Source organism: Alteromonas sp. ABH4_457 (assembly GCF_056160625.1).
The window spans coordinates 497,939-514,410 of sequence record NZ_JBSWXN010000005.1 but is presented as its reverse complement, the minus strand read 5'-3'; the positions used below and the strand labels follow the sequence as shown (position 1 = coordinate 514,410).

Here is a 16,472-nt window from a genome sequence, read left to right as displayed (position 1 = left end):
TTTATTTGTGTATATCTGTTTTAAAACAAAAATGGTGACCAACTCGGCGACTTCACTTGTCCATTTGTGGCTGGTAACCTGGCCTTAAAGCGCCCGTCTAAAGACACCAGAGATAAAACCTGTGTGCCATTGTGAAGGGTACTGTAAATAATCATGCTTCCATTCGGCGCAATACTCGGAGACTCGTCCAGAAAGGTCTTCGTCAGTACTTGTATTCCGCCATTTTCCAATCCAAGTTTAGCGATACGGTAATCACCCCGTGTGCGATTTACCAATACCATTTGTTTACCGTCAGGTGTAATGGTACCGCCAAGATTCTGCTCGCCTTCAAATGTAAGACGTCTAACCTTACGAGAAGATAAATTTACGCTATAAATCTGAGGTTTACCACCCCGTTCCGAGCTAAATGTTAAGCTCTTGCCATCCGGTGTCCAGGCCGGCTCCGTATCGATGGCACGATTTCGCGTAATGCGCTGTAAATTTTTCGTCGCAATATCCATCACATAGATTTCCGGGTTGCCATCTTTTGACAACACCATTGCCAGACTTTTACCATCCGGCGAGAAAACCGGGCTGCTGTTGATGCCGGGGAAATCCGTCATCTTTGTGCGCGCCATGGTGTAAATATCCTGGATAAAAATCTGCGGACGTTTGTTCTCGAAACTGACATAAGCCAGTTTCTCACCGTCAGGCGACCATGATGGTGACATTAACGGCTCAGGTGAAGACAATAATCTTGTCTCATTTTCACCATCATAATCTGAAATAACCAGCTGGTACGGCAGCTTTTCTTTATTTCTGTCACGCACCACAACATACGCTAAACGGGTGAGGAACGCACCGCGTTCACCTGTCAATTTTTCGTAAACCACATCACTGATGCGGTGAGCGTACTGACGAAAATCCGCAGAGCCGATTACCGACTGGCGGGCATCAATCACATGATCAGCACTGTCAACCAGTTTGCCATTGCTCATACCCTGACTTTTGCCGCCGGTAACCTGACCACGCAACACATCAATCAGCTCAAACGATACTCTGTATCTGTCAGCCCCTTCCGGCGCCACGCTACCCACGACAATGGTGTCCACACCGGTAGCCGCCCAGGCACTGTAATTAACCTGCTTATCGGTTGCCGGCTGTTGTGGCATTTTAGCAACGGCAATCGGGTTAAACTTGCCACTGCGCATTAAATCTGCCATCACCACTTCGGAGATGTTCTCCGGCATCTGACCGGCCCCTTCCCATTTAAACGGGACAACACCTATCGGGCGCGCACTGTCTACCCCTTCAGTGATCACTATTTCCAATGCTGCCTTTGCCATACCACTAGCGCTTAGTATGACAAGACCTAATAACATCCTGATTTTTTTCATCGTCACTACAGTCTCACCGTTATGTTTATATCTCTTATTTGTTCGTACACGGCCGGATCATCCGACATAGGCAACTTATCCGGCCGGCGCACGGCTGCTTCTGCTGCACGGCATAACGCATCATCACCACCCAGGCGTTTAACCTGAGTCACGTAACCTGACGTTGCAAGGCGAATATTCAGACGACATTCTTTACCCTTAAAGCTGTCATCTGCATACAGGAAGCTTTGCACCTTAGAGGTTATCAACGCCCGGTAGCGATCAACTTCAGACATCACCTGTTTCCGGCGACGCTGAGCCTGAGCTGCGCGTTCAGCTTCGGCTTTCTCCTGCAAAATCCTTTCCTGTTCTGCTTTTTCACGGGCTTCTTTTGCTTTTCTTTCCGCGTCGGCTTTTTCTTGTGCCTCCCGCTGCTTACGTTCTTTCTCCTTTTGCGCAGCAATACGCTTAAGTTCCTGCTGCTTTTGACGCTCAGCTTCTTCGCGGCGCTTCTTATCTGCCGCTTTCTTTTCAGCTGCCTGTCTGGCCGCCTGCTCTTCTTTCCACTTGCGCTCCTGAGCGGCTGCTTCTCTGGCTTTGCGCTGACGGGCATCGGCTTCCGCCTGAGCCTTCTCTGCTGCAGCCTGTTCAGCACGCTTCTTATCGGCAATGGCCTGCGCATCGATGAATGTTGCCTGAATGACAGGCGCATCACTGTTGCTTACAGGCTCGAAAGGATCGGGCGAAAAACTGACGCTAATTAGCAACACTACAGCAATCGCCACGTGAACGCCAATGGCTTTAGCTAATGCCTGCTGATTAGAATTTAATTTACGCATACTTTTTTATGATTCGTCCACCGGGTCTGTCATCAATCCCACTGACGGCACCCCTGCTTTTTGCAGCAAGACCATCAACTGAATCACTTCGTTATATGCAACCTGTCCGTCCCCTTTCACCACCACCGGCGTTTGCGGTTCAGACTTTAATTTTTCGGCCACCAGTGCAGTAAGTTCCTGCGTACCCAGCGGGGTTTCCTGGTCGTTGCCAACGTTCAGGTAATAGTTACCCTGTACGTCCACCGAAGCGATGAGCGGCGGCGTATTTTCCTGCTCAATCGGCTGGGCGCTGGCTTTCGGCAATTCCACTTTCACACCCTGGGAAATAAGCGGCGCGGTAACCATAAAAATGATCAGCAGTACCAGCATCACGTCGATATAAGGCACCACGTTAATTTCGGATACCGGACGACGCCGTTTACGAATGTACATAATCAGTCTCCGGACATCGTTACTGTGGCTGTGCCGTCATCGCCTGACGGTGCAATATGGCAGAAAACTCTTCCATGAAATTCCCGTAGCTGTTCTCCAGTTTCTCAACTTTATGGCTGAAGCGGTTGTAAGCGATAACTGCCGGAATAGCAGCAAAAAGACCGATAGCGGTTGCAATAAGGGCTTCTGCAATACCCGGCGCCACCATGGCCAGTGTGGCCTGCTGCACTTCACCCAGTGCAATAAATGCATTCATGATGCCCCATACCGTACCGAACAGACCGATGTAAGGACTGATAGAACCGGCAGTCGCCAGAAAGGGTAAACGGCTTTCCAATTCTTCCACCTGACGGGACATAGATACACGCATTGCACGGTAGGTACCGTCAACAATGCCGTTTACTGCGGTGTTACCTTTGCGCAGACGCACAAACTCTTTAAAACCGGCGCAGAAAATGTTGGCCATCCCTGTTACATCAGAACGGGCGGATAATTCCTGATAAAGACGGTTGAGATCTGCGCCTGACCAGAATTTGTCTTCAAACTGGCGCATTTCTTTATCTGCTGCATTCAATGCTTTGGTACGCTGAAAAATGAACGTCCATGAAGCCACTGACACACTGAGCAGCAACAACATAATAAGCTGAACAACAAAACTGGCCTGAAGGAACAGACCGATAAAGGTTAAATCAGATTCCACTAGCTAAATCCCCTGATAAAGTGGCTGGTAATTTCCGTGGCTTCATTGCCACAGGGTCTACACATGCAATTTTTATGTCCGCCGACACTAAACAGTTGTCTTGCGGATCTTTTATTTCTTGTCTGAAAGTCAAACTTGCGCCCTTCAATTCTACAATTTGCGATTCAATACTCAACAATTGATTAAATCTGGCCGGCGCATGGTTATGCATTTCAACCCGTTTGACGACAAAGGCTATGGATTGTTCCATCAACTTGTCCTGTTCGTAGCCCAGCGATCTCAACCACTCGGTTCTGGCCCGCTCCATGAACTTCAGATAATTCGCATAATACACAATACCGCCGGCATCTGTGTCTTCGTAATAAACCCGCACCGGCATGGTATGTTTTGCAGACATGCAATACTCCACTTTTAAAAATGTAATGAAAACGTCATAAATAAAAACTTACCCGGGAACTCACCAAATGGTCCATCTATGCCGTTGAAACGCTTTATTCCTGCGGTAAAAACAAATTCCACGGCCAGTCATTAACAGCAACTTAACACATTAATTTTTCTAATGGTAAAAAATAATTTTCCTCAATTGTCAGGTTCAGAAACTACTCTATAATGCGCCCATCTGTCGAACAGAGTGAAGCGGTTCTGGAACGGTTTCACACGAGTTTTCTCCTGATTGACATGAGTTCCCTGGATTTATTTCCTTCAACACTTGTTGTTTTAGCCCGTTCAATTTGAGCGGGCTTTTTTTATGCCCGAAAGAAAATATCATAAATAGCAGCAGAAAGAAGAAATGGCCGGCCAATGAATCACTGACCGGCAAGAAAGGATATTTTAGCTTTTTGGTTCAAATCCGAAATGCAGGTAAGCCCGCTGAGACACAATACGGCCTCTCGGGGTGCGCTGAAGGAACCCCTGCTGAATAAGAAACGGCTCAATGACGTCTTCGATGGTTTCCTTTTCTTCCCCGATTGCGGCTGCCAGATTATCAAGCCCCACCGGACCTCCGTCGAATTTATCGATAATGGCCGTCAGCAGTTTTCTGTCCATGTAATCAAAGCCTTCTTTATCCACATCCAGCATATCCAGCGCTTTCGCTGCAATCTCTGCATGTACTTTTCCGTCGGCTTTAATTTCTGCATAGTCTCTGACACGGCGAAGCAAACGGTTTGCGATCCGCGGCGTACCACGGGAGCGCCGCGCCACTTCCTCAGCACCGGCTGCATCCATATCCAGATTCAGATAACTGGCGCTGCGCTGAATAATGGTGGTGAGATCTTTGATATTGTAAAACTCAAGACGTTGCACAATACCGAAACGGTCACGCAGAGGCGAAGTCAGAGAGCCGGCACGGGTGGTCGCCCCCACCAGCGTGAACGGTGGTAAATCCAGTTTAATAGAGCGGGCAGCCGGGCCTTCACCTATCATGATATCAAGCTGATAGTCTTCCATAGCCGGATACAGGATTTCTTCCACCACAGGGCTCAGTCGATGGATTTCATCAATGAACAACACATCATTTTTTTCAAGATTGGTAAGCAGTGCTGCCAGATCACCGGCCTTTTCCAGCACCGGACCGGATGTGGTTTTAATATTCACGCCCATTTCATTAGCAACAATATTTGCCAGCGTGGTTTTTCCTAATCCCGGAGGACCGAAAATGAGCAGGTGATCAAGGGCATCATCACGATTGCGCGCCGCCTGAATAAAAATTTCCATCTGTTCACACACATGGGGCTGACCCGTATAGTCAGCCAGCATTTTCGGCCTTATGGCACGGTCGATAACTTCATCTTCGGTGGTGGCAGCCGGCGCTATAAGTCTGTCTGCTTCAATCATCACTTATTCCCGTTAAATTGCAGCTTTCAAAGCTTCGCGGATAAGACTTTCGCTACCCATACCGTCCTGATAAACAGATTCAACCAGCTTACTTGCCTGAGCAGGTTTATACCCTAAGGCAATCAGTGCACTTTGTGCTTCTTCTCTGGCATCGTTTACCGGCACAATAGTGTTCATGAATTTGGCGTCTACGTCTACGGGCATGGGAACAGCTTGTTGTTTACCGAATTTGGCCAGCCGGTCTTTCAGTTCAACCACCAGCCGTTCGGCAGTTTTCTTACCGATGCCCGGTAGGCTGACCAGTGCACTCACATCTTCATTCTGCACGCTAATCAGGAATTGTCCTGCAGACATGCCAGACAGAATGGTAAGGCCCAACTTCGGCCCCACACCATTGGCCTTAATCAGTTCGCGGAACAGCTCACGTTCCATTTTATCGGCAAAACCAAACAGCAATTGTGCGTCTTCGCGCACCACAAAGTGGGTATAAACCGCCACACTCTCACCTACTGCTGGTAGTTGATAAAAACTGGTCATCGGCATCTGAATTTCATAGCCAATACCGTTCACATCGATTAATACTTCCGGGGGCTGTTTTTCTAGTAATCGCCCTTCAATTCTTCCAATCATTTTTTTGATAACCAAATTAGGTGCCGGACTATAATGACCGCCTTCATTTCGCAGCCAATTCGTGCTCAATTGCAAAAATAGCCAAGCATCATTTTTTAGGTGCAAAAGGCTCGCAGAGACACTAGTCGGGGACGTTTAAAACCTTCTGCAGCATGGATGCTGCAGCAGAGCCCCCGGGGATGGGTTCACGGCGTGTTTTAAACGGCACCGGCATGTGTCTCCAGAAGAGCCTGCTAGCACCGATTCAGCGTAGGCGGCGACGGACGGTTTTACTGGCCTGTCCCGCCATGTTAATCAGACTTTGTTCCGTGTGTGCATGGCACAGCGCTACAGCAAGGGCATCGGCAGCATCGGCCTGAGGCGTTCCCGGCAAATTAAGCAAATGTTTAACCATATGCTGTACCTGGGTTTTCTCCGCACTACCCTTTCCGACAACAGCCTGTTTGATTTGTCTCGCCGAATATTCAGCCACCGGCAATTCAGACTGCGTTGCCGCCACAATGGCAGCCCCTCTTGCCTGCCCGAGCTTCAATGCAGAATCCGGGTTTTTCGCCATAAAAACCTGCTCTATGGCAAATTGCTGCGGCGTGAATTCACGTATTACTTCACCCACACCGGCAAAAATTTGTGCCAGCCGGTCAGCCATAACATCGCTTTTGACACGAATGCATCCACTGCCCAAATAAACAATTTTTCCCTGTTTTCTGGCAATCACACCATACCCTGTTACACGGGAACCTGGATCTATACCCAGTATAATCATCTTCGGCACTCCGGTACAAATGCTTCTACTGCATCACGGTTTGAAGGCGACCATAATTTAGCCAGGGCATCAGGTTTGTCCAGCCATTCAAACGCCAGATGCTCAGTTAGCACAAGCTCACTGGCCGAAGAGACACAGGCACTGAAGACATGCTCAGTATTAAAACGGGTACCCTGCGGGTAACGGTGCAGCCAGCGCCGGCGGATTTCGTAGCGGTTAATATGAGAGCAGTCATTAAGCTGCAAGGGAGTCAGAACGATGCCTGTTTCTTCGGCGACTTCTCTCACAGCAGTTTCTGCAGGAAGCTCACCGGCTTCGACAGTCCCTGTTACAGACTGCCAGAATGAAGGGTCATCGTTGCGTTGTAGTAACAATATACGGTGGTGCTCATCATAGAGCACCACCAGCACAGATTCCGGTCGCTTTAACGCCATCCGGAATTATTCAGCGTCTTTCTTAACAGTCGCAATGGCCAGTTCCGCCAGCGCTGCCGGATTCGCAGGGCCCGGTGCATCTGTCAGCGGGCATGCAGCCGTGGTGGTTTTCGGGAATGCCATTACGTCGCGAATTGACGTTGCACCGGTCATCAGCATCACCAGACGATCCAGACCGAAAGCGAGACCAGCATGGGGCGGCGCGCCAAACTGCAGAGCTTCTAACAGGAAGCCAAACTTGTTCTGCGCTTCTTCTTCGTCGATACCCAGAATACTGAATACCGCAGACTGCATGTCCTGATTGTGAATACGCACAGAACCACCGCCCAGTTCCACACCGTTCAGTACCATGTCGTAGGCATCAGAAATCGCTTCAGCCGGGTTCGCTTTGAGCTCTTCAGCGGTCAGGCCGCGGGGTGCTGTGAACGGATGGTGACACGCAAACAGCGCGCCGTCCGCTTCTTCAAACATAGGGAAGTCAACAACCCACAGTGGTTTCCAGTCACCTTCCAGCAATTCGAAATCTTCACCCAGCTTCAGACGCAGTGCACCCATAGCTTCAGTTACTACGTTTTTGCTGTCCGCACCGAATAACAGTATGTCGCCAGCCTGTGCGCCGGTACGCTGTAACAGCGCATCAGTAATGTCTTCAGACAGGAATTTCAGGATGGGTGATTGCAGACCCTCCTGACCAGGCTTGTCTTCATTCACCTTCATCCATGCCAGACCTTTGGCGCCATAGATACCGACGAATTTAGTGTATTCGTCAATCTGTTTGCGGGAAAGACTGGCACCGCCGGGCACACGGATAACCGCCACACGGCCTTTCGGATCGTTGGCCGGACCGGAGAATACTTTAAACTCTACGTTAGCCAGCAAATCAGCCACATCTACCAGTTCCAACGGGTTACGTAAGTCAGGCTTATCACTACCGAAACGCTGCATCGCTTCTGCGTATGTCATACGGGGGAATTCACCCAGATCGACATTCAGCATTTTCTGGAACAAGTCACGGATCATGCCTTCGGTGATAGACATTACGCCATCAGCATCAAGGAAGGTGGTTTCCAAATCGATTTGAGTGAATTCTGGCTGACGATCAGCACGTAAGTCTTCGTCACGGAAACATTTTACGATTTGGTAATAGCGGTCCATACCCGACATCATCAGCAACTGTTTAAAAAGCTGAGGTGACTGTGGCAGCGCAAAGAATTCGCCTTTGTGAGTCCGGCTTGGAACCAGATAGTCACGGGCACCTTCCGGCGTAGCTTTCGTCAGAATCGGGGTTTCGATATCCAGGAAACCTTCTTCTTCCAGATAACGACGTACCGCACCGGTAACACGGGCACGAAACTTCAGGCGGTCGCTCATTACCGGACGGCGCAGGTCGAGGTAACGATAGCGCAGACGTTGTTCTTCAGAGTTTTCCTGATTCCAGTCCAGCGGCAACACCGCAGACTTGTTAATGATTTCCAGTCCAGTACCCAGAATTTCAATTTCACCGGTACGCATTTGTTTGTTGATCTGACCTTCAGGGCGGGCACGCACTTTACCGGTCAGCTTCACGCAGAATTCATTACGCAGTTTATTGGCTACGTCCAGTACTTCCGGTAAATCGGGATCGAATACCACCTGCACGATGCCTTCGCGGTCACGAAGATCGATGAAAATAACGCCGCCCAAATCACGACGCTTGTTAACCCAACCACAAAGTGTGACTTCCTGGCCGGCGTAAGATGAATCAATATTCCCACAGTAATCTGTGCGCATGGTCCCTGAACCTCTGGTAATGTGTTGTCTGCCTGGCGATGCTGACTTGCAAGGCATTGCGGTCAGTGCTTCAATGCAGCCGGACGGTGACTTGTCTCAGTCAGGCAACTATCCGGTTAAGCCTCAGACTTTAGATAAAAATAAGGTCGCATAGTATAAACAAATGCATCGTAAAGCCCAATGACTAAAAGCGATTTCCACAGCCAACTGAACAATTCTCTGCCACCTGTGTACATTGGTGTGCCTCAGTGGCAACACAGCCGCTGGCCGGGGGACTGGTTTAACGATGCCGGAGCACGAAAAAATGCCCTCGGATATTATGCAAAGCAGATGAATTCAGTGGAAGGCAACACCACCTTCTATGCCCTGCCCTCACCGGACACTGTGGCCCGGTGGATTGAGCAAACCCCGCAGACCTTCCGCTTTACGTTTAAAGTCCACCAGACCATCACTCACAGCGGTGCACCGGACCCGAACCACCCTGATATTGAAAAGCAGTTGTTGCTGCTGGCCCCGCTGAAAGAGCGGCTGGGCATGCTGATGTTGCAACTGCCCGCCAGCACCGGCCCTGACAGTTTGCAGGCCATTTCAGCCATGTTGCAGCAATTTCCGGCAGACATACCTCTTGGCGTTGAAGTACGTCATCCGGCATTTTTTGAAAAAGGTGGCGCGGAACAACAATTTAACCGCATGCTCATAGAACAGAAGGTAAACAGGGTCATTATGGATACGCGGGGATTATTCGCCGGTCCGTCTGACAGCGAACTGACCACAGAAGTACGGATGAAAAAGCCCAGACTGCCGGTGAATGTGATTGCGACATCCACGGCACCGGTTGTGCGCTTTGTGGGTGGTAATGACGATGCCGCCAATACCCGCTGCTTACAACCCTGGATAGGAAAATGCCATCAGTGGCGGCTTGAAGGCCGCACACCATACATGTTCTTCCACAAACCGGAAAATGGCGATGCGCCCTGGCTGGCAGCAGAATTTATCGACAGTTACAACGCCTGCTATCCTGATGCAGCATTGCCTGCTCTGACTTTCGCACCACCATCTGCTGAGCAAACTTCTTTGTTTTGAAAGATTAAGAACCGGGTTGTAGAGAGGAAATAAATATCCGCACTCTGCTCATTTAACAGAGTGCGGCGGGGCATTATCAGAAAATAATGTTGGTGAAGTTACCGGCTTCTAGCGGAAATCACCGGCATCAAGCTCATGTTTTTTCATCAGCTTGTGCATATCGGTACGGTTACGACCGGCCAGCTCGGCGGCACGGGTCACGTTGCCATCGGTCATTTTCAATAATTTGTGCAGATACTTCTGTTCAAATGCATCACGGGCTTCGGTCAGTGTTGGCCAGCTCTGGCGGGTAGCCGACAGAGCCTGTTGCACCAGATGCAGCGGGATCACCGGCGTTTGTGTCAGCGCCACACACTGCTCAACCACGTTAACCAGTTGCCGCACGTTACCGGGCCATTCTGATTTCACCAGTAGCTGCATGGCATCATCAGAAAACTGCGTCACATTCACACCGTGACGCTGACCGCTTTGCTGAAGCAATGTACGGGCAAGCAACGGAATGTCTTCACTGCGCTCTTTCAGGGAAGGTAGTTTCAGATTCACCACGTTAAGACGATAGTACAAATCTTCACGGAAGCTGCCCTCTTCCATTTCTTTATGCAAATCTTTGTGTGTTGCAGAAATAATACGTACGTCGATGTCTACGTGTTTAGCACTGCCCACAGGCCGGATTTGACGTTCCTGCAACGCACGGAGCAATTTGACCTGTAACGTCATTGGCATGTCGCCAATTTCATCAAGGAACAAGGTACCGCCATCCGCTTCACGGAACAAACCGGGATTTGCATGCACCGCACCGGTAAAGGCGCCTTTTGCATGACCAAACAATTCTGACTCCAGCAGGTTTTCCGGCAATGCACCACAGTTAATGGCAATAAACGGCTTGTCACGGCGGTTACTGGCACGGTGAATAGCATTCGCCAGCAGTTCTTTACCGGTACCGCTGGCACCACTGATAAGCACACTCACTTCACGCTGGGCAATACGGAAAGCCTGGTCCATCACACTGGTCATTTCCGGTGCACGGGTGATGATATCTTTGCACCACTCTTCCGGCTGAACAGATAACGACTGACTCAGGGCTTTTTGCAATAACTTGCGTAATTCATCGTGATCCACCGGCTTAGGCAAAAAGCCGAATACACCACGCTGGGTTGCCGCAACGGCGTCAGAAATCGTACCGTGGGCTGTCATCAATATCACAGGAATATCCTTACGGACCCCCATGATTTCTTCAAATAAGCTCAGACCATCAAGGCCCGGCATACGTAAATCAGACAACACCACGTCGTAGTCATCACTACGAATTTTGCGTAATGCCGCCTGACCATCTTCTACCGCCGTGACCTGATACCCTTCACCTTCAAGGCGAATGGTCAGCAGGCGAAGTAAACTTTTATCGTCGTCAACGAGCAATAATCTGGCGTTTCGCGCTCCGGATTCATTCATCGCTGCGTACTCCTGTTTTTATCCATCAGCGTTGCTTCAACTTTAAGCAACTCTTCCATCTTCTTTGTTTGTGATTCCAGTTCTTTTTCAAGCATCTGCAACTGCTTTTCTTTATCGGTGTTCACGCGGTTTAAGATCACCATTGCCGATTCAAGCTCAAGCATTTCATCGTTGGGGGCATTAACAATAGTGGCCACCACGGTTTGCATATCCGGCGTCAGCTTATCCTTCACTTCAGTCAGCCAGTGCCGGGCACGAAGGCGACTCTGATAAGGGGTGTCTACAGGGAGTGATAAAATGATTTTTTTAATTTTATCCTCTGTGGAATCGGACAACCCGGCGATAGCATCTCTGCGCACAGGCCAGCGGGTATTGTCGGCCTGAACCCACAGGTTCACCCAATAGAGCAAATCGCACTGGTGCTCAAAAGATTCTGTGTCTTTTTCTACCAGACAAAGGGAATCACTCTCCACCAGTTGCGGTGCGACCGTATTTTCCTCGACCGGAATAACTGGTGCAGACTCATTCCCTTCTATCGCTGCACATCCACCCAGCATGGCGGCCAGTGGCAGCAATAATTTGATTTTCATTAACGTTTTTCCTTCTGCGGAATGCTTACTCTAAAACAGACATCGGCATAATCTACATCAACAACAGCCACATCGCCGTGCATCAAACGGGCACAGTCTGAAACAATGGACAGGCCCAACCCCGTACCAATGACATTGTCGTTTCTTGGATCGTCACCCCGGGTAAACGGTTCAAAAAGTTTACCCACTTTTTCCGGCGGAATCTTTTTCCCCCGGTTAGCTACATCAAGTACTGCTACCTCCTCCTGTTGATAAATTCTGACGGAAATAGGTCTGCCTATTGCACCGTGTGCCACAGCATTCGATACCAGATTATCAAGTATACGACGATACAACTCCTCGTCGACACTAATGGTTTCTACTGTTACATCCACAGTAACCTCACGGTCCTGCAGTGCCAGAGCGTAATCTTCGATACAATCTCTGACCGGATCCTGCGGATTGATGTCCGTAAATTTGGGTTCAGCCTGCTGCAGAAGCAGGTTGTAATCCAGCAGCTTTTCTACCAGCGTATTCAGGCGCTGGGTACTGGAACTGAGCAAAGACAGTACTTCAACCTGCTGGGGATTCAGCTCACCGACAACATTCTCAGAAAGCAAACTACACCCTTCTTTAATGCTTGCCAGCGGCGTTTTAAGTTCGTGGGCGGCATGTCGCAAAAGCGCAGTGCGTATATGTTCAAGCTGCTGTAAACGTTCCGCCAGCCAATGAAGATCTCTTTCTACCCCAATTAATTCGTAGGGCGCCTTCGTAGACAATGGCGGCAGCTCACCACGCTGATGGGCGAGGATCTGAATGATTTGCTTGAGCTTGCGCACCGGATTCACAATCAACTGGCTGCCGAGCAAAATCAGCAACAATGACACACTGACCAGCAGCGCCGTCGACCATGCCTGCTTGGCCTGCATATCAGTCATGTCTTCCTGCTGCACAGCCAGACGGGTTTGAATAGCCTTGTCCACGTCTTTACGGATGGCTGTAACACCGTTACTTAATGAAGCGAGATACGCATTCAGTAAAAGCTGATCGTTAATAGTGCGGAAATTTCGTAATTGCTCAATTTGCTTTTTCAGCAGCCCGCAATTTTCACTCGCCGGAACGATACCGCAGAGCTTGCTTTGCGCGCTGGCAAACTGAGCAATTGCATTGTCAGTTAAATCAGCGACGGTGGCGTTCTGGATAATGGCGTACTGACGGAGGGTACGTTCCAGATCTATGGCAGCACCGTCCAGATTTTGCAGGTAACCCACGACCGTCACGACGAAACGTGTCTCTTTGGTGGTCATCCTGCTGACTTTGGCAAGATCGCTCTGGCTTTGCCAAAGCAGTGCTATAAGGGGAACCAGCGCAAGTAAAAAACTACCTAACGTAAGTTGTCTGAGGGAACCAACTCGCAAAATTCGATCACTAAATAAAGTCCGGTTTTTCAGGATCGCATACCCCTTTCAATGCCGCAATAGATGATGGCACCAAATACCCTGTGCCATCGTTAAAAAGATTATTTAGCAGATGCGCGCATGCTGAGTAGTTCTACTTCCTCGCTGGCTTTCAGCTCGTCAATGCTCAACTGACCATCTGCATTATCGTCAATGCGACTGAAAAGACGTAACAAACGGGTATCAGCAACAGCCTCTTTAAGTGAGATATAACCGTCCTGATCTTCATCCAGTTCAGACATCCATGCTTCACCGGCATTGGCCTCTGCAACAGCGATAGCCTGAACAGCAATAATGGTAAATAACAATAAAAATACTTTCTCAATTCGCTTCATAACAACCTCCTGTGCTCGCGGGTTGTGAGCGGATGTAAAGGACTGAGACCCGTCCGGTTATACAGAAGCTCACGTTAAACAGGAGATTGCACAAGTAGTGCCAAAATACCATTAACCAACAAAATCAGTAACTTGCGGTTTAACACTACGAATAAGAAGTTGCAGGTGTTGCAAATTATCTACACTGGCGGCGCAAATTTTTATCCCTGCGCCGCATCCGGAGCATTTAATAAATGCAGATAATTTTGGTCAATAGTCAGCAGTTTGGAGAGGGGTACAGGCTTGCTGAACAAGTATCCCTGAACATGATCACAGCCATGCTCAATCAGATACGCCCATTGACCGGGGTGCTCTATACCTTCGGCACATACGGTTAGTGCCAGTCGTTTAGCCAGATCAATGATGGTACCGGTTACCAGCCGTGAGCGCTCAGAGGTGTCCAGTTCACGGATAAACTGACGATCAACCTTAAGCGTATCGATGGTGATTTGCGTGAGGTAACTTAACGATGAATAACCGGTACCAAAATCATCCAGAGAAATAGCACAACCGAGATTGCTGAGACGCTTGAAGAACTTATCAGCAAAAGCAAAGTTTTCCAGATAGGCGGATTCGGTGACTTCAAATTCGAAATACTCAGGATTCACCTGATAACGTTCAAATAACCCGTAGATATCGTCGAACAAGCCGGTGTGGCGTAAATCGTGGCCGGACAGATTGATTGCGACTTTAAATTTACGGGAGATCAGCATTTGCAGATCGGGCAGTTCCATACATACCCGTTCAATCATCCACTGGGTGATGGCCGATATTTTACCACCCTGCTCTGCAATGGGAATAAACTCTGACGGCATCACCAGACCAAATTCAGGGTGCTGCCAGCGTATGAGCGCTTCAAGGCCGATAATTTCACCCTGCTGACTAATTTTGGGCTGATAGTAAACCAGAAATTCATCCTGCCGGATGGCACCGTCAATGCTGTTAGCAATAGACATTTTACGCTTGTACGATTCAACCATATCAATGGTGAATAATGTGTAAGTCCCGCGTCCTTTCGCTTTAGATCGGTACATGGCAAGGTCAGCATTACTCATTAACTGACTGAGCTCGTACTCCGCATCACTGGCTCTGGCAATCCCTACACTGACACCAACGGTCAACGCCAGACCTCTCAGCATGAAGGGGTCGGTGAATGCGCTGACCAGTTTATCTGCCAGGTTTTTCAGGCTTGCATCCGACACGTCCCTGTCAGGCACAATAATAAATTCATCACCGCCCAGCCGTGCAATTAAATCGCCTTCCCGCAACAGGTTCACGACACGGTCCGCCACTTCTATCAGGATCAGATCACCGGTTTCATGTCCCAGCGAGTCATTAATCCCTTTGAATCCGTCGAGATCAAAGAAAACCAGTGCCAAATCATCTTTGGTGCGTCTTACACGGGCCAGCTCAAGCCTGAGGTTATCCACCACGAATTGCCGGTTAGGGAGTCCTGTGAGGCTGTCGTAATTCGCCAGCCGCATCATTGTTTGCTGCTGTTCCACCAGCGTATCGTTCTGTTCTTTATTGATGATCAGTTCGACTTCGATTGTATCGAGAAAACTGTTGATACTGGTGCCCAGCCTGGCGACCTCGTGATTATGTTTATCAGAAAATCGCTTTGAGTAGTCTTTGTCTCTGGCGATATCACGGGTAAATTCGATCAGGGCCTGCAGGGGTCTGAGCAATCTGCGGCTTACCAGCAGCGCGACAATCACGGTGAGAAAGATGGTGCCGGCAAGCCAGGGAATGACAGAGAAAAATAATGTCTTCTGCGACTGCGCCAGCAGCCCGTTCATATCACTGACCATCACCACTTTGCCAGTCAGATAAGGCTCTTTACCGATATTGGCTACGGCATACATAAGTCCGTCAGCCGCCTGAATGCCGGCTGGCAATGTGGCAGCAAAGGAGTCACTGGCCAGGTTATTCTGTTTAACCGAAGAGGTGATGAGGTTTTTTCTTAAATCAAATACGAAAGCCGCAGTGACCTGACGGTGTGATAACTGCAGAGCAAGTTCCTTTCGTGCTACTTCGCCATCGATGTCACGGTTATCCTGCGCCGGCTCCAGGCGGGCCGCAACATTCTGCACGAGTGCTGACAACTGCTCCTGCTGCATGGAGGTAACACGGGCTTGCTGCGCGTTCAGCGACACGATGTAGACAACGATTACTGACGCCGCTACCGCTGTGGATATCAGCAACGTCAACGGCAACTTCATGGACCGGAACAAACTAACCTGCCTGATTGTTTACACCAGTCGGACGACTCAGCTATGCAAACTGCTCAACCGGCAGACTGTTCCGTAACGGAAAGCTTTGTTTTAATAAACTGGCTGTGAGGTAAATGTAATAAGTCGGCTATACGTCTGATGGTATGCTCTTCAACAGGAGCAATATTTTTATCGGCATAGGCCACTTCCCATAAGCCCGTTAGAATAGCCTGCTTTTCATCAATATTACACTTTTGATTAATAACATGTGTGAACTGCACCATATCGACCGCTTCTTCTGCCGACGTCTGACCTTCGTTCATTAATGCGTTCAGCTCATCAGTATCCAGAGAAAACTGCCTTTCCAGCAAGGCGCGGTATGCCTCAAGTTCCCTGGGGTCTGCTTCGCGATCTGCGCGAATAATTTCACTCAGCAACACGGCGGTGGCCAGTTCTGTTGTATGGGTTTGCGGTTTGTCTGACGGGTTATCCCTGAACAAATCAAGTACGGCTTTTAACATGTGATATTCCGGTTTGGACGTTTAACTGTTTATACGCGTTTTCAACC

18 protein-coding genes are annotated in these 16,472 nt (G+C 49.3%); 2 read left to right on the top strand and 16 right to left on the bottom strand.

The window, feature by feature from the left end:
• Positions 1 to 20 precede the first annotated feature (20 nt).
• From tolB to aspS, 10 genes are all read right to left on the bottom strand, one after another.
• A complete protein-coding gene (gene tolB / locus ACXAGR_RS15050; RefSeq protein ID WP_119503354.1) occupies positions 21 to 1,376 on the bottom strand; it encodes a Tol-Pal system beta propeller repeat protein TolB in 1,356 nt (451 codons plus the stop codon).
• 5 nt (positions 1,377 to 1,381) lie between these two features.
• Complete coding sequence (gene tolA / locus ACXAGR_RS15045) at positions 1,382 to 2,194, bottom strand: cell envelope integrity protein TolA (protein WP_474851137.1); 813 nt, start codon at positions 2,192 to 2,194, stop codon at positions 1,382 to 1,384.
• A 6-nt stretch (positions 2,195 to 2,200) separates the two neighbouring features.
• Positions 2,201 to 2,626 carry a protein TolR gene (gene tolR / locus ACXAGR_RS15040; protein ID WP_474851136.1) on the bottom strand — a complete coding sequence of 142 codons (426 nt, stop codon included), beginning with the start codon at positions 2,624 to 2,626 and terminating at the stop codon, positions 2,201 to 2,203.
• Between the two features lie 19 nt (positions 2,627 to 2,645).
• Positions 2,646 to 3,326, bottom strand: coding sequence for a protein TolQ (gene tolQ, locus ACXAGR_RS15035; protein ID WP_119500817.1), 681 nt, complete (start codon positions 3,324 to 3,326; stop codon positions 2,646 to 2,648).
• Positions 3,316 to 3,723, bottom strand: coding sequence for a tol-pal system-associated acyl-CoA thioesterase (gene ybgC / locus ACXAGR_RS15030; protein ID WP_119500816.1), 408 nt, complete (start codon positions 3,721 to 3,723; stop codon positions 3,316 to 3,318). Before ybgC ends, tolQ begins: the two co-directional genes overlap by 11 nt.
• 434 nt (positions 3,724 to 4,157) lie before the next feature.
• A complete protein-coding gene (gene ruvB, locus ACXAGR_RS15025) occupies positions 4,158 to 5,162 on the bottom strand; it encodes a Holliday junction branch migration DNA helicase RuvB (RefSeq protein WP_474851135.1) in 1,005 nt (334 codons plus the stop codon).
• A gap of 12 nt (positions 5,163 to 5,174) precedes the next feature.
• Positions 5,175 to 5,792 carry a Holliday junction branch migration protein RuvA gene (gene ruvA / locus ACXAGR_RS15020; protein ID WP_474844804.1) on the bottom strand — a complete coding sequence of 206 codons (618 nt, stop codon included), beginning with the start codon at positions 5,790 to 5,792 and terminating at the stop codon, positions 5,175 to 5,177.
• A gap of 244 nt (positions 5,793 to 6,036) precedes the next feature.
• Positions 6,037 to 6,555, bottom strand: a complete 519-nt coding sequence (gene ruvC / locus ACXAGR_RS15015; protein WP_119500813.1) for a crossover junction endodeoxyribonuclease RuvC — start codon at positions 6,553 to 6,555, stop codon at positions 6,037 to 6,039.
• Entirely contained in the window at positions 6,552 to 6,989 is a 438-nt protein-coding gene (nudB, locus tag ACXAGR_RS15010; RefSeq protein WP_474844803.1) for a dihydroneopterin triphosphate diphosphatase, read from the bottom strand. The genes ruvC and nudB overlap by 4 nt, the downstream gene beginning before the upstream one ends.
• Positions 6,990 to 6,995: 6 nt before the next feature.
• Positions 6,996 to 8,759, bottom strand: coding sequence for an aspartate--tRNA ligase (gene aspS / locus ACXAGR_RS15005; RefSeq protein WP_474851134.1), 1,764 nt, complete (start codon positions 8,757 to 8,759; stop codon positions 6,996 to 6,998).
• Between aspS and ACXAGR_RS15000 the strand changes: the two genes are divergently transcribed.
• Positions 8,758 to 8,913 (top strand): hypothetical protein, encoded by a 156-nt coding sequence (locus tag ACXAGR_RS15000; protein ID WP_161599126.1) that lies wholly within the window; start codon positions 8,758 to 8,760, stop codon positions 8,911 to 8,913. The two genes, aspS and ACXAGR_RS15000, sit on opposite strands and share 2 nt — an antisense overlap.
• 26 nt (positions 8,914 to 8,939) lie before the next feature.
• Positions 8,940 to 9,842, top strand: coding sequence for a DUF72 domain-containing protein (locus tag ACXAGR_RS14995; protein ID WP_474851133.1), 903 nt, complete (start codon positions 8,940 to 8,942; stop codon positions 9,840 to 9,842).
• A gap of 108 nt (positions 9,843 to 9,950) precedes the next feature.
• Here ACXAGR_RS14995 and ACXAGR_RS14990 read toward each other — a convergent pair whose 3' ends face one another.
• From ACXAGR_RS14990 to ACXAGR_RS14965, 6 genes are all read right to left on the bottom strand, one after another.
• Entirely contained in the window at positions 9,951 to 11,291 is a 1,341-nt protein-coding gene (locus tag ACXAGR_RS14990) for a sigma 54-interacting transcriptional regulator (RefSeq protein WP_119500809.1), read from the bottom strand.
• On the bottom strand, positions 11,288 to 11,881 hold the full coding sequence (locus tag ACXAGR_RS14985; protein ID WP_119500808.1) for a hypothetical protein: 594 nt from the start codon (positions 11,879 to 11,881) through the stop codon (positions 11,288 to 11,290). Before ACXAGR_RS14985 ends, ACXAGR_RS14990 begins: the two co-directional genes overlap by 4 nt.
• A complete protein-coding gene (locus tag ACXAGR_RS14980) occupies positions 11,881 to 13,281 on the bottom strand; it encodes a sensor histidine kinase (RefSeq protein ID WP_349586212.1) in 1,401 nt (466 codons plus the stop codon). The genes ACXAGR_RS14985 and ACXAGR_RS14980 overlap by 1 nt, the downstream gene beginning before the upstream one ends.
• A gap of 98 nt (positions 13,282 to 13,379) precedes the next feature.
• On the bottom strand, positions 13,380 to 13,652 hold the full coding sequence (locus tag ACXAGR_RS14975; RefSeq protein WP_474844800.1) for an EF-hand domain-containing protein: 273 nt from the start codon (positions 13,650 to 13,652) through the stop codon (positions 13,380 to 13,382).
• 200 nt (positions 13,653 to 13,852) lie between these two features.
• The gene (locus ACXAGR_RS14970; RefSeq protein ID WP_474851132.1) at positions 13,853 to 15,913 is read right to left on the bottom strand and encodes a putative bifunctional diguanylate cyclase/phosphodiesterase; all 2,061 of its coding nucleotides are present in this window, start codon (positions 15,911 to 15,913) and stop codon (positions 13,853 to 13,855) included.
• Positions 15,914 to 15,978: 65 nt separating this feature from the next.
• On the bottom strand, positions 15,979 to 16,425 hold the full coding sequence (locus ACXAGR_RS14965; RefSeq protein ID WP_474851131.1) for a tellurite resistance TerB family protein: 447 nt from the start codon (positions 16,423 to 16,425) through the stop codon (positions 15,979 to 15,981).
• Positions 16,426 to 16,472 lie beyond the last annotated feature (47 nt).